The organism is Gemmatimonadaceae bacterium (genome assembly GCA_036496605.1).
Classification (GTDB): Bacteria; Gemmatimonadota; Gemmatimonadetes; order Gemmatimonadales; family Gemmatimonadaceae; genus AG2.
The window spans coordinates 1-23,323 of sequence record DASXKV010000064.1 but is presented as its reverse complement, the minus strand read 5'-3'; the positions used below and the strand labels follow the sequence as shown (position 1 = coordinate 23,323).

Annotated in this window: 24 protein-coding genes; 13 read left to right on the top strand and 11 right to left on the bottom strand. The window is 63.1% G+C overall.

From position 1 onward, the window contains the following. The first annotated feature begins 161 nt into the window (after positions 1–161). From VGH98_24590 to VGH98_24575, 4 genes are all read left to right on the top strand, one after another. Positions 162–860, top strand: coding sequence for a hypothetical protein (locus VGH98_24590; GenBank protein HEY2379182.1), 699 nt, complete (start codon positions 162–164; stop codon positions 858–860). Between the two features lie 587 nt (positions 861–1,447). After that, positions 1,448–2,851, top strand: coding sequence for a GAF domain-containing sensor histidine kinase (locus VGH98_24585; protein HEY2379181.1), 1,404 nt, complete (start codon positions 1,448–1,450; stop codon positions 2,849–2,851). Positions 2,852–3,132: 281 nt separating this feature from the next. Then, positions 3,133–3,387 (top strand): hypothetical protein, encoded by a 255-nt coding sequence (locus tag VGH98_24580; protein ID HEY2379180.1) that lies wholly within the window; start codon positions 3,133–3,135, stop codon positions 3,385–3,387. A gap of 307 nt (positions 3,388–3,694) precedes the next feature. Continuing rightward, on the top strand, positions 3,695–3,823 hold the full coding sequence (locus VGH98_24575) for a hypothetical protein (GenBank protein ID HEY2379179.1): 129 nt from the start codon (positions 3,695–3,697) through the stop codon (positions 3,821–3,823). A gap of 263 nt (positions 3,824–4,086) precedes the next feature. On the opposite strand, the gene VGH98_24570 is transcribed toward VGH98_24575, so the two are convergent. Continuing rightward, positions 4,087–4,620, bottom strand: a complete 534-nt coding sequence (locus VGH98_24570) for an Hsp20/alpha crystallin family protein (protein ID HEY2379178.1) — start codon at positions 4,618–4,620, stop codon at positions 4,087–4,089. A gap of 607 nt (positions 4,621–5,227) precedes the next feature. Between VGH98_24570 and VGH98_24565 the strand changes: the two genes are divergently transcribed. From VGH98_24565 to VGH98_24545, 5 genes are all read left to right on the top strand, one after another. Next, positions 5,228–5,929, top strand: a complete 702-nt coding sequence (locus VGH98_24565) for an OmpA family protein (GenBank protein HEY2379177.1) — start codon at positions 5,228–5,230, stop codon at positions 5,927–5,929. Between the two features lie 227 nt (positions 5,930–6,156). Then, the gene (locus tag VGH98_24560) at positions 6,157–6,540 is read left to right on the top strand and encodes a hypothetical protein (protein HEY2379176.1); all 384 of its coding nucleotides are present in this window, start codon (positions 6,157–6,159) and stop codon (positions 6,538–6,540) included. Continuing rightward, positions 6,537–6,662: a hypothetical protein gene (locus VGH98_24555; protein ID HEY2379175.1), complete on the top strand. Its 126-nt coding sequence runs from the start codon at positions 6,537–6,539 to the stop codon at positions 6,660–6,662. Before VGH98_24560 ends, VGH98_24555 begins: the two co-directional genes overlap by 4 nt. A 528-nt stretch (positions 6,663–7,190) precedes the next feature. Further along, positions 7,191–7,502 (top strand): hypothetical protein, encoded by a 312-nt coding sequence (locus tag VGH98_24550; GenBank protein HEY2379174.1) that lies wholly within the window; start codon positions 7,191–7,193, stop codon positions 7,500–7,502. A 98-nt stretch (positions 7,503–7,600) separates the two neighbouring features. Further along, positions 7,601–7,789, top strand: a complete 189-nt coding sequence (locus VGH98_24545) for a hypothetical protein (GenBank protein ID HEY2379173.1) — start codon at positions 7,601–7,603, stop codon at positions 7,787–7,789. Between the two features lie 117 nt (positions 7,790–7,906). On the opposite strand, the gene VGH98_24540 is transcribed toward VGH98_24545, so the two are convergent. Beyond that, positions 7,907–9,391, bottom strand: a complete 1,485-nt coding sequence (locus tag VGH98_24540) for a GAF domain-containing sensor histidine kinase (protein HEY2379172.1) — start codon at positions 9,389–9,391, stop codon at positions 7,907–7,909. A 37-nt stretch (positions 9,392–9,428) separates the two neighbouring features. After that, positions 9,429–9,893 (bottom strand): hypothetical protein, encoded by a 465-nt coding sequence (locus VGH98_24535; GenBank protein ID HEY2379171.1) that lies wholly within the window; start codon positions 9,891–9,893, stop codon positions 9,429–9,431. A 1,547-nt stretch (positions 9,894–11,440) separates the two neighbouring features. Here VGH98_24535 and VGH98_24530 point away from each other — a divergent pair. Next, the gene (locus VGH98_24530; protein HEY2379170.1) at positions 11,441–11,662 is read left to right on the top strand and encodes a hypothetical protein; all 222 of its coding nucleotides are present in this window, start codon (positions 11,441–11,443) and stop codon (positions 11,660–11,662) included. 21 nt (positions 11,663–11,683) lie between these two features. Here the strand turns inward: VGH98_24530 and VGH98_24525 are convergent, their stop codons facing one another. From VGH98_24525 to VGH98_24510, 4 genes are all read right to left on the bottom strand, one after another. Beyond that, positions 11,684–13,747 carry a M1 family metallopeptidase gene (locus tag VGH98_24525; GenBank protein ID HEY2379169.1) on the bottom strand — a complete coding sequence of 688 codons (2,064 nt, stop codon included), beginning with the start codon at positions 13,745–13,747 and terminating at the stop codon, positions 11,684–11,686. 5 nt (positions 13,748–13,752) lie between these two features. Then, positions 13,753–15,213 carry a sodium:solute symporter gene (locus VGH98_24520; protein ID HEY2379168.1) on the bottom strand — a complete coding sequence of 487 codons (1,461 nt, stop codon included), beginning with the start codon at positions 15,211–15,213 and terminating at the stop codon, positions 13,753–13,755. Continuing rightward, positions 15,210–15,404, bottom strand: a complete 195-nt coding sequence (locus VGH98_24515; protein ID HEY2379167.1) for a DUF3311 domain-containing protein — start codon at positions 15,402–15,404, stop codon at positions 15,210–15,212. The genes VGH98_24520 and VGH98_24515 overlap by 4 nt, the downstream gene beginning before the upstream one ends. 132 nt (positions 15,405–15,536) lie before the next feature. After that, positions 15,537–16,259 (bottom strand): TonB family protein, encoded by a 723-nt coding sequence (locus VGH98_24510; protein ID HEY2379166.1) that lies wholly within the window; start codon positions 16,257–16,259, stop codon positions 15,537–15,539. Positions 16,260–16,434: 175 nt separating this feature from the next. On the opposite strand from VGH98_24510, the gene VGH98_24505 reads away from it, so the two are divergent. Continuing rightward, positions 16,435–16,596, top strand: a complete 162-nt coding sequence (locus VGH98_24505; protein ID HEY2379165.1) for a hypothetical protein — start codon at positions 16,435–16,437, stop codon at positions 16,594–16,596. A gap of 436 nt (positions 16,597–17,032) precedes the next feature. Here VGH98_24505 and VGH98_24500 read toward each other — a convergent pair whose 3' ends face one another. Then, on the bottom strand, positions 17,033–17,923 hold the full coding sequence (locus VGH98_24500; GenBank protein ID HEY2379164.1) for a methyltransferase domain-containing protein: 891 nt from the start codon (positions 17,921–17,923) through the stop codon (positions 17,033–17,035). Between the two features lie 171 nt (positions 17,924–18,094). On the opposite strand from VGH98_24500, the gene VGH98_24495 reads away from it, so the two are divergent. After that, positions 18,095–18,661 (top strand): TetR/AcrR family transcriptional regulator, encoded by a 567-nt coding sequence (locus VGH98_24495; protein ID HEY2379163.1) that lies wholly within the window; start codon positions 18,095–18,097, stop codon positions 18,659–18,661. A gap of 10 nt (positions 18,662–18,671) precedes the next feature. Here VGH98_24495 and lgt read toward each other — a convergent pair whose 3' ends face one another. After that, positions 18,672–19,499, bottom strand: a complete 828-nt coding sequence (gene lgt, locus VGH98_24490; GenBank protein ID HEY2379162.1) for a prolipoprotein diacylglyceryl transferase — start codon at positions 19,497–19,499, stop codon at positions 18,672–18,674. A 311-nt stretch (positions 19,500–19,810) separates the two neighbouring features. Here lgt and VGH98_24485 point away from each other — a divergent pair, with 311 nt between their 5' ends. Further along, positions 19,811–20,467: a cation transporter gene (locus VGH98_24485; protein HEY2379161.1), complete on the top strand. Its 657-nt coding sequence runs from the start codon at positions 19,811–19,813 to the stop codon at positions 20,465–20,467. A gap of 363 nt (positions 20,468–20,830) precedes the next feature. On the opposite strand, the gene VGH98_24480 is transcribed toward VGH98_24485, so the two are convergent. Both VGH98_24480 and VGH98_24475 read right to left on the bottom strand, forming a co-directional pair. Further along, positions 20,831–21,076, bottom strand: coding sequence for a hypothetical protein (locus VGH98_24480; GenBank protein HEY2379160.1), 246 nt, complete (start codon positions 21,074–21,076; stop codon positions 20,831–20,833). A 170-nt stretch (positions 21,077–21,246) separates the two neighbouring features. Continuing rightward, positions 21,247–22,470: an aminoglycoside phosphotransferase family protein gene (locus VGH98_24475; protein HEY2379159.1), complete on the bottom strand. Its 1,224-nt coding sequence runs from the start codon at positions 22,468–22,470 to the stop codon at positions 21,247–21,249. Between the last annotated feature and the right edge of the window lie 853 nt (positions 22,471–23,323).

The window sequence follows — 23,323 nt, the reverse complement described above, 5'->3', positions numbered from 1 at the left end:
GTGGGACAAGTACAACGTTGGTGAATATGCCAAAGTGAACGACCCATCGACCAAGGCCCCGGCTCGGCGGAACATCTTCTGGCAACACGCGCCGGGACGGTCCGGCTACTCGTCGTGCGCTGGAAGCGATCGCGCACGAGTATGCTCATAGTTGGGATTGCATGCGCACCGGGCTCCAGGGCCCACGGTGGTCGATCGAGGGACTCGCAGAGTTCGTTTCGTCAGAGATGCACCGACTTTTCGTTGGATTGCCCCTCGACGGAAATCTTGGGTTTGACCTCGGGATGGTACCGTCGGAACCTCCGGGGAGTCTCTGGACGTGGTGGAAGCTGCCCTACATCGGCCAGTTCCAGGAGGGTTACAGCGAAAGCGCGTCCTTCATGCAACATCTCGCATGGCGACTCCACAGCCTCTATGGGCTGTCATGGGAGCAAGCGCGAACAACCGTCATTCTTGGCAGCTCGGAAGGGTGGTACGGACTCAGCTCCTCGTTAGGCCCTGGCTTTGTTAGTCGCGTGCGGCAAATCGCCGGCCCCCAATGGGAGCCGGTCGATGCGCGGCTCGAATGGATCTTGTCTCTGGCCGCGGACGACCGGGCGACTGGTGCAGCGGCCAGCTACAATTACGCGCCCACTTTCCAGACCTGGCGGACACTTGAGGCGAAGTTGATCACCAACCCGGCGGGGTGGTCCTTTTACCGGGGAACGGTTGTCGCAGGGGCCGGTCAATCGGTTTCCGGCCCAGCACGTGCCGACGACGACGGTTATATCATAATAAACGACCCGAATGGACTGGGCGCGGCGCTCGAGCTGAAGGCCAATGTTGCTAGCATGGTGTGGCGAGTGCTGCGTTATCGGTGAGCGTCGGTGCCGCGCACACCGACGGTGCCTAGCAAGTCTCTTGCGGGCGTGCACGCGGTTTCAGCATGCCACAGCGGACCGCAGCGAAGGCTTGTGTATCACAAATCTGACCCAGGAGTCTGGATTCGAATCTGGATTCAACGCGGCAAAGTACGACATCATCGAGTTTCGATCCCGGCAGATCAGCGGTCCGCACTATGAAAAGGGACATCACGTCGGTGACTCTCATCGACGTCGCCAGCATTAGAGCAACCGCGCCCGTCCCGCGATTCAAGTAACTCGCACGTGAGCGGCGGCCGCAGCCGGATCAGGCTCGGCTCACCGGCGCTACCCCAGCGTTAGCATGTGCTCACCTCCTTAGCATGTGCTCAATGGTCTGTAGCTGCGGGGGCTGCAAGCGGCCGCGTAATGCGCGTCACCGATGCGCGGCTGTTCAACTAAGGGCACGAACGTGGCTTGCGCGATTTGGTACGGAACCGCACATTAGGTGGTCCGCGGGCTAGTCCACCAGCGCGGCGCGTCGCAGTGATGACGACGCAGAGGGATACCTTGGCGCTCCTGGCGACGCCCTGCCGAGGACGTCTGCCATGGCCGCGCTGTCGCCGTCCGTTGCGATACCGCTCGCGCCCTTTGAAGCCAGTCCGTTGTTGGCCGAGGTCACAGAGCATGATGACGTCACGAACGCCAGCCGGCAGCTGCGAGCCCTCGCCGCGCTGAGCGGCTCGCTGACCGACCCGCTGACACCTGCGGCAGCCGCCGACGTGATCGAGCGCCACGCGCTCGCCGTGCTCGGGGCCAAGAGCGCCGTTGTCGTGACGCTGGGTCAGTTCCCGCCTAACGACGCCGCGGATCGGGCGCGAAAGCCGAGCCCGCCGGAAACCCTTACGCTGGTCCGGGCAATCGGCGTGAGCGCGCATGTCGATGCGGCGCTGCGGTACCTCTGGCTCGACGCATCGGCGCCGCTGGCCGAGGTGGCACGCACCGGTCAACCGGTGTTTCTGGGGTCCGAGAGCGCGTTACGGCGGTACCCGGAGTGGGGTGACGCGAGCGTGGGTGCCGGGGCAGCCTGTGCCGCCGCGGTCCCAGTCTGGGCCAACGGAGAGCTGCGAGGCGTCCTCGGCCTTACGTGGACCACTCCGCACGTCTTCGACGAGGACGAGCGCGCATTCGTCCTCACACTTGGCGTCATGTGCGCGCAGGCGATCATGCGCGGCCATCTTAGCGAAGCGGAACGGGACGCTCGCGCAGCCGCGGAGCACGCGAATCGGTCGAAGACGCAGTTGCTTCGCATGATCAGCCACGAGCTCCGGACGCCCATGACTGCGGTCCTCGGCTACATCGAGCTCCTGGCAGGCGAGGTCTCGGGTCCCGTGACACTGGTGCAGAAGGACCACCTCCGCCGCATCCACCGATCGAGTGAGCATTTACTATCGCTCATCGAGGAGCTCCTGCACTTTGCGCGGCTCGATGCCGGCGAGGAGATGGTCAACGTAGAGCGTGTCCGCGCGGTCGAGGTCGTCGAGCAGACAATCGACATCGTGAGTCCGATCGCCGAGCTGAAAGGTGTGCGGATTCGCTTCGATCGTCCCGCGCAACCGATCGAGCTCGAAACTGACCCACTCAAGCTGCGTCAGATCCTTATCAACCTCGTCTCGAATGCAGTCAAGTACACCGAGCACGGCGACGTCGTGCTGATTTTGAGGATCGAAGGGCTCGGCGTTGAGATGAAGATCTTCTTCGAGGTGGCGGACTCCGGGTGCGGTATTGCCGCGGCGGATCAGCAACACGTCTTCGAGGCGTTCTGGCGTGCGGACAAGGACCCGACGGGGCCTTCAAAAGGCACTGGGCTCGGGCTCTCGGTCGCGCGTCAGCTAGCCCAGCTGCTCGGGGGCGACGTCGTCATGGCGAAAAGTGAGCTCGGCGTGGGCAGCACCTTCATCGCGTCGATCCCCGCACGCTATCCCGGGAATGCGCTTGAGCGGGCGGGTTAGGCGAGGTGACGCGGCTCTGGGAATCTAGACCGTGCGAAGATGCGCGAGACGCTCGTGCTTTGACGTTGCTGAACGACCACCTCAAAGGGTGGCCTAACGACAGCCCACTGCACGATGAGAGGGCGGCGTCGGTGGCTCTGGGGAGCATCTAAACGCCTAACGACTCACACGCCCGAAGACATGTCCCTACGAGACGAAAGAATAGCCTATTGACCACTTGGTCGACAACGGCCTATGAATCGTCTTGCTCGACGGGTATGTTTCGAGAATGCCGAGCAGCGGTGCGCAACGTCCGCAACGGAGTATCCCTGAACAAAACCGAGAAGTGGTGGGCAATGAGCTGCAGCGAGTGCGGTGGGTTTGTGCCGGTTCGGATGGTCGAGGCCAGCGAGCGCGTGCCACCGACGTTCGAGGGCAAGGCGAATTGTGTGCGCTGTCACGCGTCCAACACGCTGGAGCGGGCCGCGCTGTTCGTCATCGACGGCAAGCGTCTGCGTCGCATCAAGCTCAGCGCACCCGTCGGTTACGTGAAGTGACCTAACGACTCAGGAGACTGTGATGGACTACCACGCCCCGCTACATCACCTCCCGAGGCCCAGACCAACGAGGAACTTTCGTCTCGATGTGTTGTTGTTTATGGCCCTCTTGCTGCTCATGCTGGCGTTCCTCGGCTTTGCGGGCAGGCTCGCGTTAGCATAACGAGTCTGGAGTCTCTTGGGATCGCCAGGCGATCGGACACGATGTGGAGGCGGTATGGCGGTGTTTTTTCAGTGTAAGAGCTGCGAGGGCGAGCATCGATCGCCTGCTGGTTTCGTCGACAGGCCATCCTTCGAGGCGTCACCAATGCCGGAGCTCCGGTTCGTGTGCCGTATTACCGGCGCGGCGACGAGCTACGATAAGACGGACATGTACTGGCGTGCGGACCTGAGAGCACGGGAGGACGTGGTCCCCTCGAGCCGCCTCGCGCCCTGAGAATGTTGGCATGTTTCGCTGTGGCTACGTTCGTCGCGCCGCTTTGTGCCATCTCGGCCAGTGGTGACAGTGCGCAATTCGCAAGTGCGGCTGGTTGCCGATAACGGTAACCCACGTCCGGCATCGCTGACGGTTGGGCAGCTCGCGATGTGTACGGCGGGCCTAGCGTGCAGTACAGGATAATGAGCGAGCATGCGAGACTGCTCGCTCATCAACCGACACCGTCGAGCCGACCGCTCTCGCTGGGTAACTGAACCGACGCCTTACTTGGCGCGGGCGGTCTTGCTCGAGCCGTTAGGGATCGAGCCGGTCTTCAGCGCCGCTTGCACCTCGCCGCGAAGGATGCGTGGTGCGCTGCCCACGTGCTCGGCACTCGTCGTTACCGGGATCACGATCGCCTGTGGCAGCGCCGCTTTCGGTACGCGGAGCTCGAGCATGCCCAGCGAATACTCGGCGGTGATCATCGACGCGTTGACGTTCGGCGGGAGCTGGAAGCGGCGGACGAAATTCCCGTCGTGCCGCTCAATGAGATGGAAACGTGCGTCTTCTCTGCCAGCGTGCCGCTCCGATCGCGTTCCGCGGATGGTGAGCACGTTGTCTTCGGTCGTTACCTGCACCTGATTCGGGGTGACGCCCGGCACTTCCACGGCGAAGGTCAACGCTTCCGCCGTCTCGAGGATGTCGGCAGCCGGACTCCACTCGTTCAACGCGGGCTGCCCAGTTCCCTTGATACTCTGCAAGTCGGCATTGACCTCGAAGAGGCGCTGCAGCTCGAGCAACAGGTGCGAAGCGGGCATCGTTGCTAAGGACGTGTTACGCATATAGCCTCACTATCTATCGGGGGCCCTGTCTGGCCGCGCCTGGATGACCGGGTCCCGATGGCCTCCAGCATTGGACCGACAAGCGCAGTCGCCGAGCGACGCGCAAAGACAAAACAAAACCGGTTGAGCGGGAGGTCCACGGTGTGGATCTCGGCTCAGCCGGTTTCGCGATTTGCTCCGCCCAAGGCATTGGCGACCCGGCACGCGCAAGTCCGCGTGCGCCTCGGGGATCACAGCATCTGAGAATCCTGAACCTGCCTGTTCACGCTGGGAAAGTCAATGCCTCCTGCCGTGGTGGTGTTCAAATTTGCGAATCTCGAGCTCATGCCGTCCTCCCCGCTGAGGCGATACACCTAACGAGCTGCATGCGCCAGTGCCGTTGACTCCCGGGCGCCCGGCGGTTAGTATTTATTAATCTCAGATGCCATGATGCTCGGGGCGCGCCGCAGAGTCAGACTCGGTATCGCCTAAGCCCCGAGAAGAGCAAATCGCGAAACCGGCTGAGCGAGTACCATTCCAATGGGGCTCCGCTCGGCTGGTTTTTCATTTCCCGCCGCGCGCCGCTCCGCCACGGAGGTTCCAAATGCACCACACCGCCCGCTGGAGCGCCCGTCGTCCGTACCTGGCCCTCGCATTCATTCTCATCTTCATCGCGCTCCTTCTCGCCGGCTGCGCGAGTCTCAACCGCGAGCCGAAGGGCGCCGCATTTGGCGCGACCGCGGGCGGCGTCATCGATCGCGACGCCGGCAATAACACCGGCTCGACCACCCGCGGCGCGATCATCGGCGCGACAGCTGGGGGAGCGGCCGGCGCGATCATCGGCGAGCAGATGGATCGGCAAGCGAAGGAGATCCAGGAGCAGGTCGCTGGTGCGACCGTCGAGCGCGTCGGTGAAGGCATTCAGGTAACGTTCACCTCGGGGCGGCTGTACGAGTTCGACGCGGACCGCCTTCGCCCGGAAGGCGAGCGGAACCTGCGCAATCTCGCGACGACGCTCAAGCGGTATCGCGATACTGATCTGCTCATCGTCGGTTACACGGACTCGGTCAGAAGCGACGCGTATAACCAGGCGCTGTCCGAGCGCCGTGCGCGTTCCGTCAGCGAGTTCCTCGTCACGCAGGGCGTCGTGGTCGGCAGACTGCACTCCGCCGGTCGCGGTGAGATGGAACCACTCGGCACCAACGCCACCGCCACCGGGCGTCAGGCAAATCGACGCGTCGAGGTCGCGATCTACGCGAGCACGAGTTACCGGAATGAGCTGAAGCGTCGGCAGAATACTCGTTAGGTCTACCCGTGACGGTGGGCGAGGCCCCGTGCGTACCGGACCCGAGCGTCGACATGGGCAGCCGACGCGGCGATCTTTGGCGAGCGCGAACGCGGTCCGCCGATTAGACTATTCTCACAGCTGATGAGTGGCGCCGGCCGCTCGTCTTGGCGTCCCGTGTTGCGCTCTCGCGCATCGCCGCCCGAGCCGTCCCGGTCAGCCTGCTCCGTGTTCGTGAGGAGGGCACAATGGATCGGCAGCGCGGTCGTCGCTCGAGAGAGTTGAGTCCGACAGAGGTCGAGGACGCGCAGGATCTCCGATCGGTGATTGCCAGGGCGCTCGCGGCGACTCCGGTGGACGAAGAATCGTTGCGCCATGGCGTGTGGACCTATGTCGGCGCCGAGCGCGCCGTGGGTGCGCGGCCGGGTAGCGTCATCGTAACGCTCACCGAGATGGTCGAAGCGTCGACCGTGGCGCCGCGATCGGTGCGCGACGACCTTATGCGGCGCGTCATTCTGTGGTGCGTCGAAGCGTACTTTAGTCATCTCGGCGGTCAGGGAGTCGGACGGCGCGATGTTTCCGCTACCCACGACGTGCCGGTCGTGCCGCCGATGGTCGTGTCGAATCGATGAGTGGAGACGAGGAGGCACCGCGCGAGACTGGATTTGCGGATTGGCGGCGCCGCCTAACGGGCAACCTCTCACGCCGAAGCGATGGCCGCTGCACGCCGCTGCCGTGGACGCACGGCCCTTGAAGTCGTCTCCGCTGCGACGTCGCGGACGAGCGTCCAGGCGCGAGCGTCCGCGACGGCCGCGACGAACTGTTGAGTGAACACACAACCCGAAACATAGTGCCGCCGACCGGCTTTAGGAGTCTCGAGACCGGCATACCTATTTCAGAATACAAGAACGACCCCAACCGAGTCGGTGGGGCCGTTCACAGCGGCAGGGATGAGCTCGTGGGTCCGGCCGGAATTGGGCGTTGGCGCTGGGCTCTGGTCGCTGGCCCGAAGGCGCTTGACGCTGGTCGCTCGCCGGTGTCCTGGCTCCCGGATGCCGCTTCGCGGTACCCGCCCCTACCCTGGTGTTTAAACTTGCTCAACAGGAATCAAAAGCGCAAGCCCTGCTTTGTTCAAACCAACATTTCGCACACCGACTGTATTATAGTACTTCATACGACTTAAGCAGAGTTAGGCGCCAGAGTGGATTCTCTCGGCGTTGGCCGGTCTGCGGTAACCTCGAACGTGAGGCCGGTACGTTCCGACGAGGTGGAGGCCACCACCATGCAGACGAACAAGGGACAGGTCGCGCGCAGTGTTCGATTCGACATCGCGGCGAACAAGAACGAGGAGTTCCACACGCTCTTCCAGAGCAAGGTACTCCCGGCGCTGAAGAAGCAGGACGGCTTCAAAAACGAGCTCCTGCTCGTGGACAATCAGCATGTGCTCGCGATCAGCGTCTGGAACAACGCGGATGCGGCGCGAAAGTACGAGACGGCGACGTATCCAGAAATCGACAAAACGCTCCGCCCCGTAATGGACGGACGCGCGACAGTCGAGACCTTCCAGTTCGACTCTCTGTCGACGATCAGCTAACCATCGCTGCATCGATCACCGGACTGAGAGGGACCTCGGTACGTCCCTCTCAGTCGTTTCGCGTTTCGGCTGATCCGGACTAATTCGTGGAGCGATAGATGGCTCGAAAGAAGCCGCGTGATCCCGGCGAACGGCAACCAGTTGGGCATCCGAAGCTGCCCTGCATCGGCGGACCCAAGGACGGCGAGATGCTCGCAGTTCGCGATCTCCCGATGAGCGGCGTCATCGGGCCCGATGGCGCGGGCGGCATGCACGTACGGTGCGATCGCTACGTGCACGGAGCTTGAGGGCAGCGACGCGTGGGTGTGGCACGAGATGCAACGATGAACAACAACGCGAACTGGCGCGACCGTCGAGCCTATCGCGCAACGGAAGAGAGGGCGACGGATCCGCGTACGCGCTCGTTAGGGACTTCCTATGCGCGTGCGCGCGCGTCGCTCGCGGAATTCGGTTCGCGTTTGTACAGCTTCACCCTCGGCCGTGGCTTCCGCGGAATACGGTAGGCGCAACGTGAACGTGCTTCCGCAACCTGGACTACTCTCCACAGTCACGTCGCCGCCCATCAGTCGCGCGAGCTGGCGGCTGATCGCGAGCCCCAAACCCGTGCCTCGGGATTGTCGCGAACCCGAGGGACCCGCCTGCATGAACGATTCGAAGAGGCGCTCGGCATCCGCGGCGCTGATGCCCTCCCCGGTGTCGCGAACGCGCAGAACGACGCCTGCTTCCTCCAGCGAGAGAATTAGGCGCACTTCGCCCATCGACGTGAACTTCACCGCGTTGCCGGCGAGATTGATCACGATCTGGCGGAACTTGGCCTCGTCCGTCGGGAACAGGAGCGGCAACCGAGGAGCGTCCACGACGAGGCTGAGCTTCTTCGCCCCCACCAGCGGCTGGAGCAGGTCGGCGACTTCACGGACGCTCGCGGCGATGTCGACGTGCTCGACGTGCATCCTGCCCCGGCCAGCGTTGACCTGCGAGAGCGTGAGCACTTCCTCAATCAAGCGGAGGAGATTACCGCTCGCGTTGCCGATGCGCCGGAGATAGTCCCGCTGTAAGGACGTCATCGGGCCCGCCAGGCCGTCGTTGATCAACCCGACGAAGCCGAGGATTGCAGCGAGTGGCGTGCGAAACTCGTGCGACATGGTGGTGAGGAAGGCCGCTTTCGCCCGATTCGCCACCTCCGCCTCCTCACGCGCACTGTCGGCGACCTCGCGCAGCGCGTTCGCGCGTTGCGCATTGAATGTCGCCACTTCGCGCGCTTCCTCGGCTTCGCGCCGGGCCTCCTGCGCCAATCCATACATGCGGGCATTGTCGATCGCCATGGCGCAGCGCCGGCCGAGGTCCTCGGCGAGCAGCAGGTCGGCGTCGTCGTATGGCCGCTCGTCGTCGGAGACGAACGTGATGGCACCGAGCGTTCGACCACGGGCGCGCATCGCCACGATCAGGAATGATTGCGCTCCGAGCTTTCGCAGGACGTCACGCTGCTCGAGGTCGTCGATCTCGTCGAGCAACGCCGCGCCCTCCACCAGCGCGAACTCGGAATGATTCGTCCGAATGACACGCGGCGCACCAATGGGGTCTTCGCGGCGAGGCGGGTGCTCGCGGAAGAAATCGCGGGCGAGGCTCTGCTTGGCGGCATCGGGATGGATGACAGCCACGCGGCTGATCGACTCGTCAGGCGCGACGATGTCGACCATACACCAGACGCCGAATTGGGGGAGTGCGATTCCGGCGACAGTCGCCAGCGTGGTCTCGAGATCGAGCGAGTCGCTCAGACACCGGCTGGTCTCGGCGAGGAAGGCAAAGCGCGTTCTACCTGGATGTTCGGCGCCGGCCGGTGAGGCCGTGCGATCTTGTGCATCGGTGTTTTGGAGCAAGTCGCTCGTCATGAATCGCAGGTGAAAGTGACGCCAGTAACGAGGAGGGTCAGTCCGGCGAGCCGACAGGATGCATCCGGCGCGCCTCGGAAAGGTCGCCCTTGATGAAGGCGCGTACGCGATCGGCGCCCGATATGTTCGGCTTATCGTACTTGAGATGACGCCAGCTGCTGAAGAGAAGCGCCGCCCATCCGCCGGCGCTCGCCATCTTCGCGCGGAAGGGGCCCGTCACACCAGGCAGTCCGCGCAACTCCGCGACGTTCTGCTGAAATCGGCCGAGCGACATCGCGTCCCGCTCGCCGCCGCGTGTCGAGAGTTGGTCCAGCTCGTCGAGCAGCGTGTCCGCCGGATCGGGCGAAACCACTGGCGTCGAACGTTCTGGTATGGCCATGCCGTCGTCGTCGGCGCGCCCGACGGCAGTCTCATCAGGGTCGATGGCGTCGAGGTGCCGTGTCGTTAGGCGCCAATCGACGACAAGGGGACCAACGCGGAGAGCTCGGGCTCTGGATCGCATGGCGGGCCTGGGGAGAGGGCGGCGTCGCCAGAAGCGCCAAGCGCACGGAGCTGCTTGCGGGCTGGTGTGAAAGTCCCGCTACGCTTCATTGAAGCTACGCGCGGTGCGCGCGGCGCGATAGTGCGCGGTAACACTCAGGCCGCGCGCGGCGGAGGAATCGTTAAGCGTCGTTGAGCGATGCCACGGTTGCTGTCCTGCTCTGCCTGTTTCGACCTCGTCCATGCTCCCGGTTTTCAATCTTTGAAACCTCGTCTGTTATACAAACGAGCGATGGTGCCACGTGAGCGACAGCAGTCTCAAGCTTGTGTCCGCAATGGCTCAGTCGGCCTCTCGGCAGCGTTAGGCGCTTGGCCTTCAATCACTGCCCCGGTGACAGCGACCGCGTAAACTCAACGGAGTGAGTTCTCAGTTCGGGATCCGGACGGGTACTACGTGACGCTCAGTGTGCTCTCCGCGAGCTCGGGCACTCCTGCATCGCCCGGCGCCTAACGAACACTGAAGCCGATCCCATTGAATTGTTGCGGTGTCGCCGCGACTGTTATCTGACTCGCCCGCGGCTTAGCTCGGGGTTAGGCGGCATATCTCGCAAGCCCACTGACACCAAGCACGAAGCACCGCAGGATTGTGAACTATCTGCAGATCAAGGGACGCTTCCTCGAACTAGGCAGTCGCATGTACGCGCAGCCTGCAGCTGCCGCCGTTCGCGCCAGTCTCGCCTCGATTGCGAACACGCGTAACCGTCAGCGAGTCCGACATCGCCGTCCTTTACGAGCGGGTTCGCGTAGATGTAGACGAACTCAAGGCGATGGGGTGGACGGTCGAGCGCATTATCGCGCGCCTAAAGCAATTTGCTTTGGAGGTCGGTTTCGGCCCGAGGAGGGCGGACGACGACAGGTCGTCTGGGACGATATGATCAAGCGGTGTATCGACCACTACTACGGCGTGGGGCCACTTTCTGAGCCGAAGGCCGCGCGCCCCGGGCATTCGACGTAGCTGCGCCGATCATAGGACAAGGCCAGCTCGTAGACGAGCCAGTCTTTCCCATTTGCTTGGAGCCGCCGTGCGCCCGCGTGGGAGTTGGCCACATGCCTAACGGTGCACCTGTGGAAGATCGGCTCTTCCGCAGCTCCAGTGCGGCTGGCGGCCATGAACGCCATCAACGCCATGTACAGCTCTGCCGAACGAGAAGAGCGGCGACACAATTGCCGGTCCGGTTCGGAATGACCGTCTTCGTTCCAGCACCTTAATGAATCGATAAGCTTATGTATCACAAATCTGACACGAGGTCTGGATTCGAGTCTGGATTCAGCGCGACAGAGTATGACAACGTTGAGTGTGGATCCCGGCAGCTCACGCGGTCCGCACTAGAAAAGAGGACATCACGTCGGGATCTTGGGCCTAACGAGAACGATGCGAAGGTCCGTCCAGCTGCGATACGAGCACGAATGTCGGCGCGAGCCTCACTGCTCCCCCCCCCCGACGGCGTGCCCTCTCGCGCAACCGCGCGTCCCAGATGAGAGCATCGAGACTTCTCATAGGGTACGCCAATGGAAAAATACTGGGCTTCACGATTGGTTCGCGTCGGCTTGGCACTTCTGCTCTTTGGCTCCGGACCCCTCCTGTTCATCATCATCGCCGCAGCCATAGGTGCCTGGCCGGATCCCAACCCAAATCCAATCGGACCAGGTCTGCTCGCCGGCCTAACGTTCTGGCCGGCAGTGATCTGTGTCGTCATCGGAGTGCTCCGCGCGCGAAAGCGAGACGCGTAGCGTCCGGCAATCCGTCAGCCGCTACGGCGTACCCGGCGACGGCCAGAGCTGGTTGGCGCGATCGATGTCAGGGAAAAGACCGTCGGGATCGATCACGACCTTCGTGATCGCGGGTGCCGCCGCGACACGCACGACGTAGCGGCGTGCGCCCGTGAGCCATACGTCCACCGGCACCGTTAGGCGCTCGACCGCGCCGCCGGCACGCGTGATCGCGAGCGCGACGGGCATTGGCGCGAGCGCACGGTCCTCGATCGTGATCGCCACCGAATCGCCCTGCGCCGCGACACTCGCGATCGCCTGATCGAGTGGCCACGGCTCGTAGAACCACGTCGTCCAGAACCAATTGAGATCGCGGCCCCCCCCTGACACATCGCTGATGGTGTTGAAGAAGTCGTACGGGTACGGGTGCTTGCCGGTCCATCGGCGCCCGTACTCGCGATACGCGCGGTGGAACGTCTCCTCGCCGAGCACCCCGCGGAGCGCCGCGAGCACGGCGGCGGTCTTGTCGTAGTACATGATGAAATACCAATCTTGCGGATACAGATCACCGGGCCACATCAGCGTCATGTCGTGAGCGGCACGCGCCGCGTCGACGTACACTGCGCGCTGACCCGGCTCGGAGTCGCCAGGCCGGCCTCCGCTACGGGGCTCGCCATACAGAGCACGCATCCCTTGAGCGACATCGAACTGTGTGAAGCCTTCATCCATCCACGGGTACCGCGTCTCGTTCGAACCGACCTGCATCGGGAACCACATGTGGCCGGTCTCGTGCATGAGGTCTCCGGCGAGCGACAGCGTATCCGCCCAGGGCTGCATCAGCGTCATCATGGGATACTCCATGCCGCCGCTGTCCAGCACTCCCTCCATCGACGTCATCGTCGGCCACGGATAGCGCCACAGGTAGCGCGAGTGCTGCTCGACCGCGTCGCGCGTGAAGCGCGCGCCGCCGAGCGCCCATGCCGCTGCGGGAGCGTGGCGGCGATAGAAGCTGTAAATGTTGACCGTGTCGACGCTGCTCGCGGCACTGTCGCGAACGAGCGCGCGCGTCGCGTCCCAGACGTATTGGTCGCTCGTGCCCCACGCAAAGTCTCGCACGTCCGGCGCAACGAAGTGCCAGGTCAGGGTCCGACCGGTGCCTAACGCGAACGGCGTCCCGGGCTCGGCGACGTGCACCACCGCGCCCGCACGGCGTGCCTCGGCGAGACGCGCGCGCGTCGCCGGGGAGAGAATCTCGCCGGCGTTGACGAGTGAGCCGGTGGCGCCGACCACCCAACCGCGGGGCACCGTTAGGCGCACGTCGTAGGCGGCGTGATCCATGTAGAACTCGGCCTCGAGCAGGTACGGATCCGCCACCCAACCATGGACGTCGTCGTAGACTGCCACCTGCGGATACCAGTAGCCCATGAAGTACAGATGCTGACCCTCTCGGCCCTCGCGTCCATCGCTCGGCGCCTCCGGCGGCACGTAGGACCAGCTGAGCTCCAGCGACGCGCTGTCGTGAGGCAGCAGCGGCGTGGGAAGCGGCAGCCACATGACGGTGCCGTCCACCGTGTATCCGCCTTCGTCACTGAGATGTCGATTCGCGACGTCGGTGATCGGCACGACGGTCGTGCCAGTGGAGCGCGGCGGAATGACACGCCCATTCGCGACGACGCGCTGGAGCACCATCCCGCCGGTGATCGGCGCGGTTTGGCGCCGCGGGTTGCCCGCGGCGAATGCGTTCTGTCGAAGATGAATGGCAAGCCGTCGCAGCGTGTCCGGCGAATTGTTTTGGTAGACGACACGCTCGCGTCCCGTTAGGCGATTCGTCGCTGGCTCGAGCCGCGCGTCGATCGAATAGCGCGCGTGCTGCACCCAATAGCTGGCACCCGGACGGCCGGACCGCGTCCGGGTTCCCCGCGTGACGGCGGCAGCGAAGTCGGGGATCTCGTATACCGGTCCGGGCACGGGCCGCGCATCGCCGGGCGACGCGATGGACGCGGAAAGTGGCGGCCGACTCTGAGCGCGCGCGGCGGACACGCCGAGCACCGTGAGCAGCGTTAGGCAGGACACGAGACGTATGGACGGAATATGCGACTGAAGCACTCTTGTCACTCCACGGTTCGAGAACGAGACTGCCCGGCAAAGAGTGATACGGTGCCGAGCACCAACACGTTCGCTACGAGGGCAACGATGCCGATGTTCAGATCCTTGATGGCCTGCGGCGCCGAAGGAATCAGGTCCGGAAGACTAACGCCCCTGACCGTCTGGTAGGCCACCACGAGCTCGCCCGCGAGAATGCCGGCGAAGGCGCCGGCAGCGCTCGCGCGCGGTCGCTCCCAGAGACTGAGCAGAACGGCCGGCATCAGCTGCGTTACCAGGTTGTATCCCATCAACAACAGCGGCACGATGGCACTGCCGCCACGGAGACTCAGCCAGATAGCGAGAAGCGTGACGCCAGGTACAGCCGATCGCGCGACGATCGCGATCCGACGCTCGTCCGTAGTCGGTACCAAGGGCCGATAGATGTTCTGCGCGATGATCGTCGTCGTCGTGACGAGAAGCATCGAGCCCGGGACGAGCGCGGTCAGGACGCCGGCGGCACCGAGCAGCCCCACCATCGATGGACTGAACGTCAGCTTGGCGATGCGAAGCAGCGAAAGGTCCGCGTCCGAGCCGCGGAGCCCCGGCACCTGGAGAACGGCTGCGAAACCGGCGAGAAAGACGAAAACCAGAACGAGCGCGTACAGCGGCATGACGACGGCATTCTTGCGCAGGACCCGTTCATCCCGTGCCGTATAGACCGAGCCGAAGGTGTGCGGCCACATGTAGAAACCGAAGCCCGTCAGGAGCACGGTGGAGATGAACCAGCTCGGGCTCATTCCCCGCGCCGGCAGCACGAAGAAGCCGGGCTTCGCCTGGTCGATGGCCACGAACATCGCGCGGTATCCGCCATAATAGTGCACCGGCAGATAGAGGCCCATGAACACCGCGGTGCCGAGGATCATGACGTCCTTGAGCACGGCCGTCCAGGCCGAGCCGCGCACGCCGGAGACGACGACGAAAACGATGAGCGCGAGCCCGCCCGCCCAGATCGCGGCGTGAGGCGCGATGCCTCCGTAAGACGCCTCGCTGACGATGATACCGAGACCCTTCAACTGCAGCACCAGATAGGGGACGCAGGCGACGACGCTCACTACGGCAACGAGCACGCCTAACGCTGGACTGTCGTACTTGCGCACGAAGTAGTCTGCCTGCGACAGCAGTTGCTGCTCCTTCGCGTAGCGCCAGATCACTGGCAGCAGGAAGTACGACATCGTGTACGCGATGAGCATGTAGGCGAGGATATAGAATGCCGGCGCGCCCTGGCCGTATGCCCATCCGCTTCCGCCGAGAAATGTGAACGTCGTGTAGATCTCGCCGGCCATGAGGAGGAACACGACGATCGTTCCGAAGCCTCGGCCGCCGAGGCTCCATTGCTCGAGGCTCATCTCGCGTCCACGTCGCGCCGCCAGACCAAGCCCGATGGCGACGACAAAGAAGACGACGATGACGAGGAGCGCCGGGTTCACGACTCGTGGACGCGGTCGAGCGCGAAGATCACGCCCAACACGATCGGCGTCACCAGTACCCAGAGGATGATCCACGCCATGAGCGGAGGCAGGCCGAGGACCAGAGGGCGGGGACGGTTCACGAACGGCACGCCGGCCAGGAGGCCTAACGGCGGAAGCACGGCGAGCCAGCGATAGAGTCGTGACTTCACGCCCGCCTCGCGCTCGCGCTGACCACGGGACTCGACGGGGTTTTGCGTCTCGCGGAGCTGCTCGTTAGGCGTCTGGATTCGATCCGAGCGCGTAGCTTTCTCGCATGGTCGCCCCTCCGATTTACCGAATGCCTACGGACAAACGCCGGGACGAAGGGGAGGCGCCGCCCAGAGGCGCCCTGTATCCGGTCGAGCGAACGGGTTCGGTCCTCCGTTGAGGCAGAAGTGAAACGGCATCTGTACGACCTGCGGCACCTTTCTGTCTAAGATCATCGCTGGCTCGAACTCGTAGTCCGGCACCGCACTGCGCACTGCTGTCAGAAATGCCACGTGCGTCGACCGTAATACCTTAAAGGTGTTCATCTCCGGCTTGCCGGTGGTGTCGACGATGAACTGCACCAGCACTTCGCCTTGAATGTTGGCACTACGCAACGCCTCGGGGTACCTCGGAGGCCGATTGTTCGGCGATGGCTGCACTTGGCGCGTCACCTGGAACTCGAAGTAGGCCCGCTCCGCCACGTGCGTGTCGAGCAAGAATTCGCGCTGCGCCACCTCGTCCTGCCCGAGCGCCACGTAACCGCTCAGCAGGGTATCGTTCGCCGTCGCAAACAGAAGCTGATAAACGCCCGGCGACGGCGCGTTGAGATAAAAGATTCCTAAACTATCGGTTGTCGCACGCACAGCCGCGTGCGACGACTTTCCCGTATCGGCGAGCAGCACTACCGTGACCTCGCGTAATGGTCGCTTGCTCTGGCGATCGAGCACGCGCCCGGCGACCGTCTGCGCAGCAGACGTCGAGGCAATGCTCATCGTCATGAGCGACAGGCTTGCCATCGCGCAGATGTCGGTTCGCATCAGCTACCCTTACGTGATCCCGGGATAAGTCAGATTCACCGTCGCGGTGAACGTGCTGAAGCACGAAGTCGGACGGCTTCCACGCAGCAAGAGGCCGATCCAGCCGAGCATCGGTGTCGACCACAGAAACCCTGGTTGTGCTTCGTCGTGCCGCCGACGAATCTATCGCACCCCGGTGGCCGAGTCGACTCCAACGGATGTCGGTGAGGGCAGGAAGCGGCCGATCGCTCGTGTCGGGATTGTGCTCGAGCGCCTGGGCGCGATCATCGAGCAGGCGAAGAATCGCGCGAGCATCAGCTCTCCTTCGCCGACGAAGGCTTGTGCATCACAATTCTGACTCGACAGTCTGGATTCGGCGCTGAAAAGTACGACATCGGTACATTTGGATCCCGGCAGATCACGCGGTCCGCACTATCAAAAAAGGACATCACGTCGGGGTCTTGAGCCTAACGAGAACGCCTGGAAAGCTTGTGTACGTTCATAGCGTACCGTGGGGTCGAATCCCACCCCGTCCGTTCTAACCCATAGCCCTGCTGAGTCTTGCGACTCGGTGGGGCTTTCGTGCTTTTGGCTGCTGCGAAATTCGGGTGGCAAATTGAGGTGGCAAATTGACGCCACCGACGCGGGTTACTGCGCTTTTCATTGCGACCGGGATTGCCGCACACCCAGAAGCCCGTCCGTGAAGGAGTGCGTCGAGCGGTCACAACAGGCGCGACGAGTCGGTGCTTGCCGTGGCCGTGTATCATCCCTGCCGACACTGATTCGCAATGGATTCATCGCGTCCTCCACCGTCGCAGCAGCGTGTGAATGATGCCGATGAACGTGGAATGCATTAGCAGGATCAGGACGACAACGGTGGCGGCCGAAGCAATCGGAAGCGTTATGTGCGATGTCACACGACCAATGACAAGAGCATGAGCAATCACTATCGCGGCCACCAGCACAACCCAGAGCCAGCGCGGTGCGGGCAGTGGATCCATTGATCGCGCTGTGGCCGGTAGAGCAGAAGTCGTAGTGTCGTTAGGATCCGGCACGCGAGCGGCAACGAATTGCAGGTCGCTCACTCCAACCGCACCGAATTCCTCAACCTGCAAGGCCGCTCCACTCAACAGCTCGATGATTTCGCGCAGCGCCATGTGTCCGTGGCGGTGCAAGCGCGCGAGCAGGCCCTTTCGCTGCCGTGCAGGGGTCGCGAAGTCGACTGCCAGGACGCGTCCACCTGGCTTGAGTACGCGTCGTATTTCTCGCGCACACTGCTCGCGGGCGGGTCGAGGGAGGTGGTGCAGCATCAGTGTACTGAAGACGACATCGAACGAAGCGTCAGAAAAGGGAAGGGCCTCGACAATCGCGGTCTCGAATCGGACTTCGACGCCAGCTCTCTTGGCCTTTCGTTGCGAAAGCTCGATCATTTCGCGTGAGGCATCGATGCCGACGACAGTTCCTGAGTGGCCAACACGCTTCTTCGCCGCGATGGCAAGCGTGCCCGTTCCGCAGCCGACGTCCAACACCGCTTCTCCCTGCTGCAGGCGAGCGAGCTCCACGAGCCGTTCGCGGAACGCGCGCTCGCGGCCGAGCGTGAGCAGCCACGCCAGCAGGTCGTAGTACCGCGCTTGGGAGTGCAGCACCAAACCCTTCGTGTGAACAGACTCATTCTGAATTGTCATCAGCCCGGACTCCTGCGCGGCATGCCGATTCGCCAGCCACTGCATAGCTTCAGTTTTGATCGAACATTACCCATGAATTCCAGAGCACGTGGTACGCCGGGCGAGATGGCGTGCAGTTATGGACAGACTCGTGCCGAATGTTCGGAATCGTTGAGGTGAGGAGGAAGGAAAGTGACGACCAACAGTCCCGATCGACGCGTCCAGAGGACCCGTGCACGTCTGCACGAGGCGCTTGCATCCCTCATTCACGAGAAGCCGTACGAGGGAGTTGTGGTCAAGGAAATCCTCGCCCGCGCCGATGTCGGGCGATCGACATTCTACAGCCACTTCCGCAATAAGGAGGAGTTGCTCGATAGCAGCATTCGGGACGTGCTCGAGGCCGGAAGAACTGGTGCTCGCGGCAGCACCATCGCAGACGAAACGCTCCAGTGTGCTCGGCGGGTGTTCGACCACATCGACCGACACCTCGCCGCAGGGAAACGGCTGGACGCACGAGGACGGACTATCGTTCACCACCGCCTGAAGAAGCTACTTGTTAGGCGGATTGCCGATGTCCTCAAACGATCTCCTCACGACCAGCGAGGCAGCCGCTCCGATCTGCCGGACCAGTTGATCGGCCAGTTCGTGGCGTCGACGTTCGTGGTCATCCTGCAATGGCAGCTCGAGAGTAATGGTGCGCTTGCCCCAGAGGAGGCCAGCGAAATTCTTCGGCGACTACTCGCTCCCGTTCTTTCCTAGAGGAGGATCATTATTGCTTGTCCGAGGATCTTTTTGCTTGCGTCCAGCGCCGAACAGGGGACGTCAGCAGCGCGACGCCCAAAGCGATCATGATCGCTGACAGGATCTGTCCCATGCTGAAGGGGCCGAGCACGAATCCAAGCTGTACATCGGGCTGGCGCGTGAACTCGAGGAGAAAACGCAGCATTCCGTAGCCGACGAGAAAGCTTCCCGTTACCAGTCCGGGCCGATTCCACCCTCCCGCCGTCGCGCGGCGATCGAGCACCCAGAGAATGCCTGCCAGTAGCACGCCCTCGGCAAGCCCTTCATAGAGCTGTGAGGGGTGTCGTGGGACGTGCAGTGGATCCGTCGGGAAAATCATCGCCCAGGGGACGTTGCTCGGTCGGCCATACAGCTCGCCATTGATGAAGTTGCCCATCCGCCCGAAGAAGAGACCCGGCGCGCCGCACAGCGCCACAGTATCGGTGAGCTCGAGGATGGAACGATGGAAACGTCGCGAAGACAGCGCGCACGCGACGGCCATGCCGAGTATTGCACCGTGGAACGACAACCCGCCACGCCTGAGCGCGAAAATCTCCAAAGGATGCGCGCGATACTCCGCGGGATCGTAGATCGTGACGTACACCAACCGCGCGCCGATCAGCATGCCGATGACCAGATAGCCAATGAGCGCATCGAGCTGCTGACGCGTGAGGGCGCTGCCGCCGCGTTCGATCCGCTTCACGGCTAGCCGATACCCCACGAGATATCCGACGAGATACATCAGACCGTACCAGCGAAGAGCAAACGGCCCGATGTGAAAGATGACTGGCGGGATTCTGGGATATGGAACAACCATGATCGGACTTAGTCGAGTGCGTTGGACCAAAGTACAGTGTTTGGCCGTCAGTGCTGTGTTAATTGCACTGAAGAAAGCTTGGCTCGCCAAGGACACGCTGCAGGATCTCGCGGCCGCATCGTCTGGTCACCGGAGTTTGGCATTGAGGAGAAGCACGTCGACGGCTCCACGATGTAAACGCCGACCATCGGTGATGGCGTGCAAGGCCCGGATGGCACCAAAGCAATGATGCCCGCGCACCAGTCGCGCGTTGCGCGGCTCATGCGAATGCATCAGCAGATGATGGCCGAAACCACGCGCGGCGCAAAGCAATGACTACGGTGCAGGCTCTCGTGACGACTGCTGATCTGTCCCCGACGCGAAACACACTCGTTCGACGGAGTGCGCAACTGAACCTTGCGACCCTCGCCTACAACTCGTTCGAGGGCATCATCGCTCTCATCGCGGGCGCGCTCGCGGGCAGTATCGCGCTGACGGGTTTCGGCCTCGACAGTCTCATCGAGGTCGCGGCGAGCCTGACAGCGTTATGGCGGCTGAGATCCGACGCGGATCCTGAGCGGCGCGAGCGCGCCGAGCGACTGAGCCTTCGCGTAATTGGATTTCTATTCCTTGCGCTGTCGCTCTATGTCGGCATCGATGCGGCTCGAGCTCTCTATCTACGGGAGGCTCCGCGCGAGAGCATTGCTGGCATCGTGATCGCCGCGCTATCTGTGGTCGTGATGCCGTTGCTTGCTCGAGCAAAGCGAAAGCTGGCGGTTCAGCTTGGGAGTGGCGCTCTCGCGGCGGAATCGCAACAGACGTCGCTCTGTGCCTATCTCTCGGCGATCCTGCTCGGCGGGCTCATTCTCAACGCCGCGATCGGCTGGTGGTGGGCGGATCCCGTTGCAGGGCTCGCGATGGTGCCGATCATCGCGCGTGAGGGTGTCGAAGGCGTTCGAGGACGCTCGGCTTGCGAAGACTGCTGTTGACGCTCCTGCCTCTTCGCCCAAGTCCAATAGTTCGCTGGACCCGCGTGGCCGATCGGGTATCGAGGTGAGAAGGCTTGTGTATCACAAATCTGACTCGAGAGTCTGGATTCGAGTCTGGATTCAGCGCGGCAAAGCACGACATCGTTAGGATCGGATCCCGGCAGATCACGCGGTCCGTACTATGAAAGAGGACATCACGTCGGGATCTTGAGCCTAACGAGAACGCCTGGAAAGCTTGTGTACGTTCATAGCGTACCGTGGGGTCGAATCCCACCCGTCCGTTGCGACATAACGACTTAGAGAAAGCGAAAGGGCCCCTCACCGGGGCCTTTCGCCATAGAATTACCACTTTCTTACCACTTCTTATTCCTCGGGCGGCCACGGCACTCCAAATCCCTCGGTCCAGTGGTCAACATCGAGTTCGTATGGATCGACATGAAAGTCGTTTGGATACTCCGAGAACCCCGGCTGCTCGCGCAAACGCTGGATCGCCGCTTCGGCGGCGGCTTCACTGGAATAGACGCCGATGAGTTTCACATCCTCGTCGTCATCCTCCTTCGGCCGGGCGTGCTGCAGGACGTACACGATCGGCGGGACTTGGCTAGTCATAGGATTCGGCGCCCCCTCGGCGTTGACGCGGTGTTGGTTACAAAGCTTTCGGGACCATTCTCCTCCCAGACCGTCCGCCTTAGGGAGCCTAACACGCGATCTCGAGTGCAGACACCGCCACTCTTTGCACACTCGTCGGCGACGATTTGCGTTGGACCCGTGCTTTCAACTCAAACGGATGGCTGAAACGCGTTAGGCGCGAACGCATTGTGGACGCCCGCAATGTCTTTCTCGAGATCTCGGCCCTGCTCGGGCGCGAACGCTAGCCAAAGCACCGACAACCACTGCGCCATGTAACGGAGCCGCGAGCGGAACTCACCGTCGACACGCCGCGGATAGAGCGCAAGCACTTCCTCGGCGAATCGCCATCCTCGCCACGTCACGAGTGAGACAAAGTCGCGCGCTGCGTCGCCGATCGAGCCGTCGGTCCAGTCGATGACGCCGAGAAGCGTGCCCGTCGCAGGGTCGACGAGAAGATGCTCGGGGGCCAAGTCGCTGTGAATCAGCTGGCGCGGGCCGAACGCCGGCGACGGCACCGGCGCTGCGCGCAGCCAGTCGATTGCATCGTCGATTACGGGATCGAGACCGCGAAGCTGAGCAGAGACGGCAAGCCCATGCTCGTACCACTCACGGCGGCCCGCCTCGTCGATCGTTATCTCGCGGAACCCAGCTGCCTCGGCCACCGCTCCGGGTGTCGAATGCAGTACGCCGAGAAATTCCGCGATCTCGCGCGCGACGGTCGGCATGAGCGCTTCGTCGACCGCGTCAGCGCCGATTCCGGGAACGAAGCGGTGGCCTGCGAATGCGTAGGGAAATCGTTCGGTAGGCTCGGCGAGGAGCTGGACCCGCGGAAGACGAATGCGCGCTGGCAGGACCTTCGCCACGAACTGGTGGATGCGCGCCTCTGCTTCGAACAAGTCCCCGCACCAATCCCAGCGCGGGAATCGAAAGACCCAGTCATCGCTCGTCCGAAACGCATCGAACATCGTGCCCGAGCCAATATGGCGAACTGGCGTCGTGTCGACCTCCCGGAAGGAGCTCGTGATGAGCGCCGCCGCCTTCTCGGGCGCCATCGGTTCAGGAGGGACATAGCTTTCCTCCGGCGGCGATGAGTGGATACTCGACTCGGGATCGCTCACTTTCGATCTCGGCGTTGGAGAGTTCCGCTGTGATCCGGAATCTGAAGGGTCACTGAAACGGCTGACACGGCGCTGAACCGCTGACGGATTGGCCTCTCTCGCGCATCCGTACCCCTGCCGTTCGAGCTCGTCGAGGATGGTCGCCGTGTAGGGCTCGGCGGACCGGTTGCGCCCGTAGAACAGCGGCACCATCCGCTTGCCCCAGGTGTGCAACGTGTCCTTGAGCGCCTTGATGCCGCCGAGGAGACCGGACATCCAGACGTTACCGATCGGCCGACCGTCTCACACTCGCCTCGCCGTTGGCGACGTCATGTTGCGAACGAGTAGGTGCTGCTGCAACGACGCTGAGCGCGGCGGCGGCTCCGAAGATGACGCGGACCATGGCGGACCGCATGGGAGGCTCTGTGTGAGTGGATGATTGGTGCGTCTTGAATTCATCTACTCCAGATCGAAGCCTCGGGAGACATCGTCTCCGGCTTGACAACTCCAGGCTGACTCGTTATGGCTTAAACACTCGGGTTGACCTGGCGCGCAAAATCATTCAAGAGAGCTCGCCGTCCCCTTGCGGACCACTGAGTGCAACCCCGCGTGACCGTGTCGCAGGACCCGTAGCGCCCGCAGCACCGAAACAGCAGCATCGTTAGGGCTTTCCCCGCAGGACCCGAGCGCCGAGAGGCGCGATCGCTGCCGTGTGAGACGCTCCCCGTGACCTTCGGTCAACTGATGCGGAGCCTGCTCTGAGCGATTGGAGACGCAAGTCGCTACGGGTATCGGCGGGACTGTGTGGGCGCCGTGGGAGAGGACAGAGCCGTGTAGCCGCTGACCGGCGAGCCATCGCCGGCCGGTACCGTGTATCGCGGGCCCCGATCCGCGCTGCCGGCAGTTGGCTGCACCCCTGCGACGACCGGACGCTCAGCGATCACAACCAGACAACCAGAGCGGGTGTACCGCGCCGCCATCCCCGTGCTGCCTAACGGGTACGGTGTCGCGCCACACGCTCGGAGGCGTGCTCGCCGCACCCGCGGAACGAGCGCGACCCTCGGTGTCATCCACGTCCACGGCAGCACATCGAGCAGCCTAACGACTGATCAGCTGGGGAGTGTGTATG

What these genes read in the sequence shown, in the direction of transcription:
- VGH98_24535 (HEY2379171.1), bottom strand. Translation starts at nt 9,893, where the DNA reads ATGCGATCCAGAGCCCGAGCTCTCCGCGTTGGTCCCCTTGTCGTCGAT.
- VGH98_24560 (HEY2379176.1), top strand. Translation starts at nt 6,157, where the DNA reads ATGGATCGGCAGCGCGGTCGTCGCTCGAGAGAGTTGAGTCCGACAGAG.
- VGH98_24565 (HEY2379177.1), top strand. Translation starts at nt 5,228, where the DNA reads ATGCACCACACCGCCCGCTGGAGCGCCCGTCGTCCGTACCTGGCCCTC.
- VGH98_24570 (HEY2379178.1), bottom strand. Translation starts at nt 4,620, where the DNA reads ATGCCCGCTTCGCACCTGTTGCTCGAGCTGCAGCGCCTCTTCGAGGTC.
- VGH98_24540 (HEY2379172.1), bottom strand. Translation starts at nt 9,391, where the DNA reads ATGACGAGCGACTTGCTCCAAAACACCGATGCACAAGATCGCACGGCC.
- lgt (HEY2379162.1), bottom strand. Translation starts at nt 19,499, where the DNA reads ATGGTTGTTCCATATCCCAGAATCCCGCCAGTCATCTTTCACATCGGG.
- VGH98_24480 (HEY2379160.1), bottom strand. Translation starts at nt 21,076, where the DNA reads ATGACTAGCCAAGTCCCGCCGATCGTGTACGTCCTGCAGCACGCCCGG.
- VGH98_24585 (HEY2379181.1), top strand. Translation starts at nt 1,448, where the DNA reads ATGGCCGCGCTGTCGCCGTCCGTTGCGATACCGCTCGCGCCCTTTGAA.
- VGH98_24545 (HEY2379173.1), top strand. Translation starts at nt 7,601, where the DNA reads ATGGCTCGAAAGAAGCCGCGTGATCCCGGCGAACGGCAACCAGTTGGG.
- VGH98_24475 (HEY2379159.1), bottom strand. Translation starts at nt 22,470, where the DNA reads ATGTCCGGTCTCCTCGGCGGCATCAAGGCGCTCAAGGACACGTTGCAC.
- VGH98_24485 (HEY2379161.1), top strand. Translation starts at nt 19,811, where the DNA reads ATGACTACGGTGCAGGCTCTCGTGACGACTGCTGATCTGTCCCCGACG.
- VGH98_24510 (HEY2379166.1), bottom strand. Translation starts at nt 16,259, where the DNA reads ATGCGAACCGACATCTGCGCGATGGCAAGCCTGTCGCTCATGACGATG.
- VGH98_24590 (HEY2379182.1), top strand. Translation starts at nt 162, where the DNA reads ATGCGCACCGGGCTCCAGGGCCCACGGTGGTCGATCGAGGGACTCGCA.
- VGH98_24550 (HEY2379174.1), top strand. Translation starts at nt 7,191, where the DNA reads ATGCAGACGAACAAGGGACAGGTCGCGCGCAGTGTTCGATTCGACATC.
- VGH98_24575 (HEY2379179.1), top strand. Translation starts at nt 3,695, where the DNA reads ATGCCGGAGCTCCGGTTCGTGTGCCGTATTACCGGCGCGGCGACGAGC.
- VGH98_24530 (HEY2379170.1), top strand. Translation starts at nt 11,441, where the DNA reads ATGGAAAAATACTGGGCTTCACGATTGGTTCGCGTCGGCTTGGCACTT.
- VGH98_24500 (HEY2379164.1), bottom strand. Translation starts at nt 17,923, where the DNA reads ATGACAATTCAGAATGAGTCTGTTCACACGAAGGGTTTGGTGCTGCAC.
- VGH98_24555 (HEY2379175.1), top strand. Translation starts at nt 6,537, where the DNA reads ATGAGTGGAGACGAGGAGGCACCGCGCGAGACTGGATTTGCGGATTGG.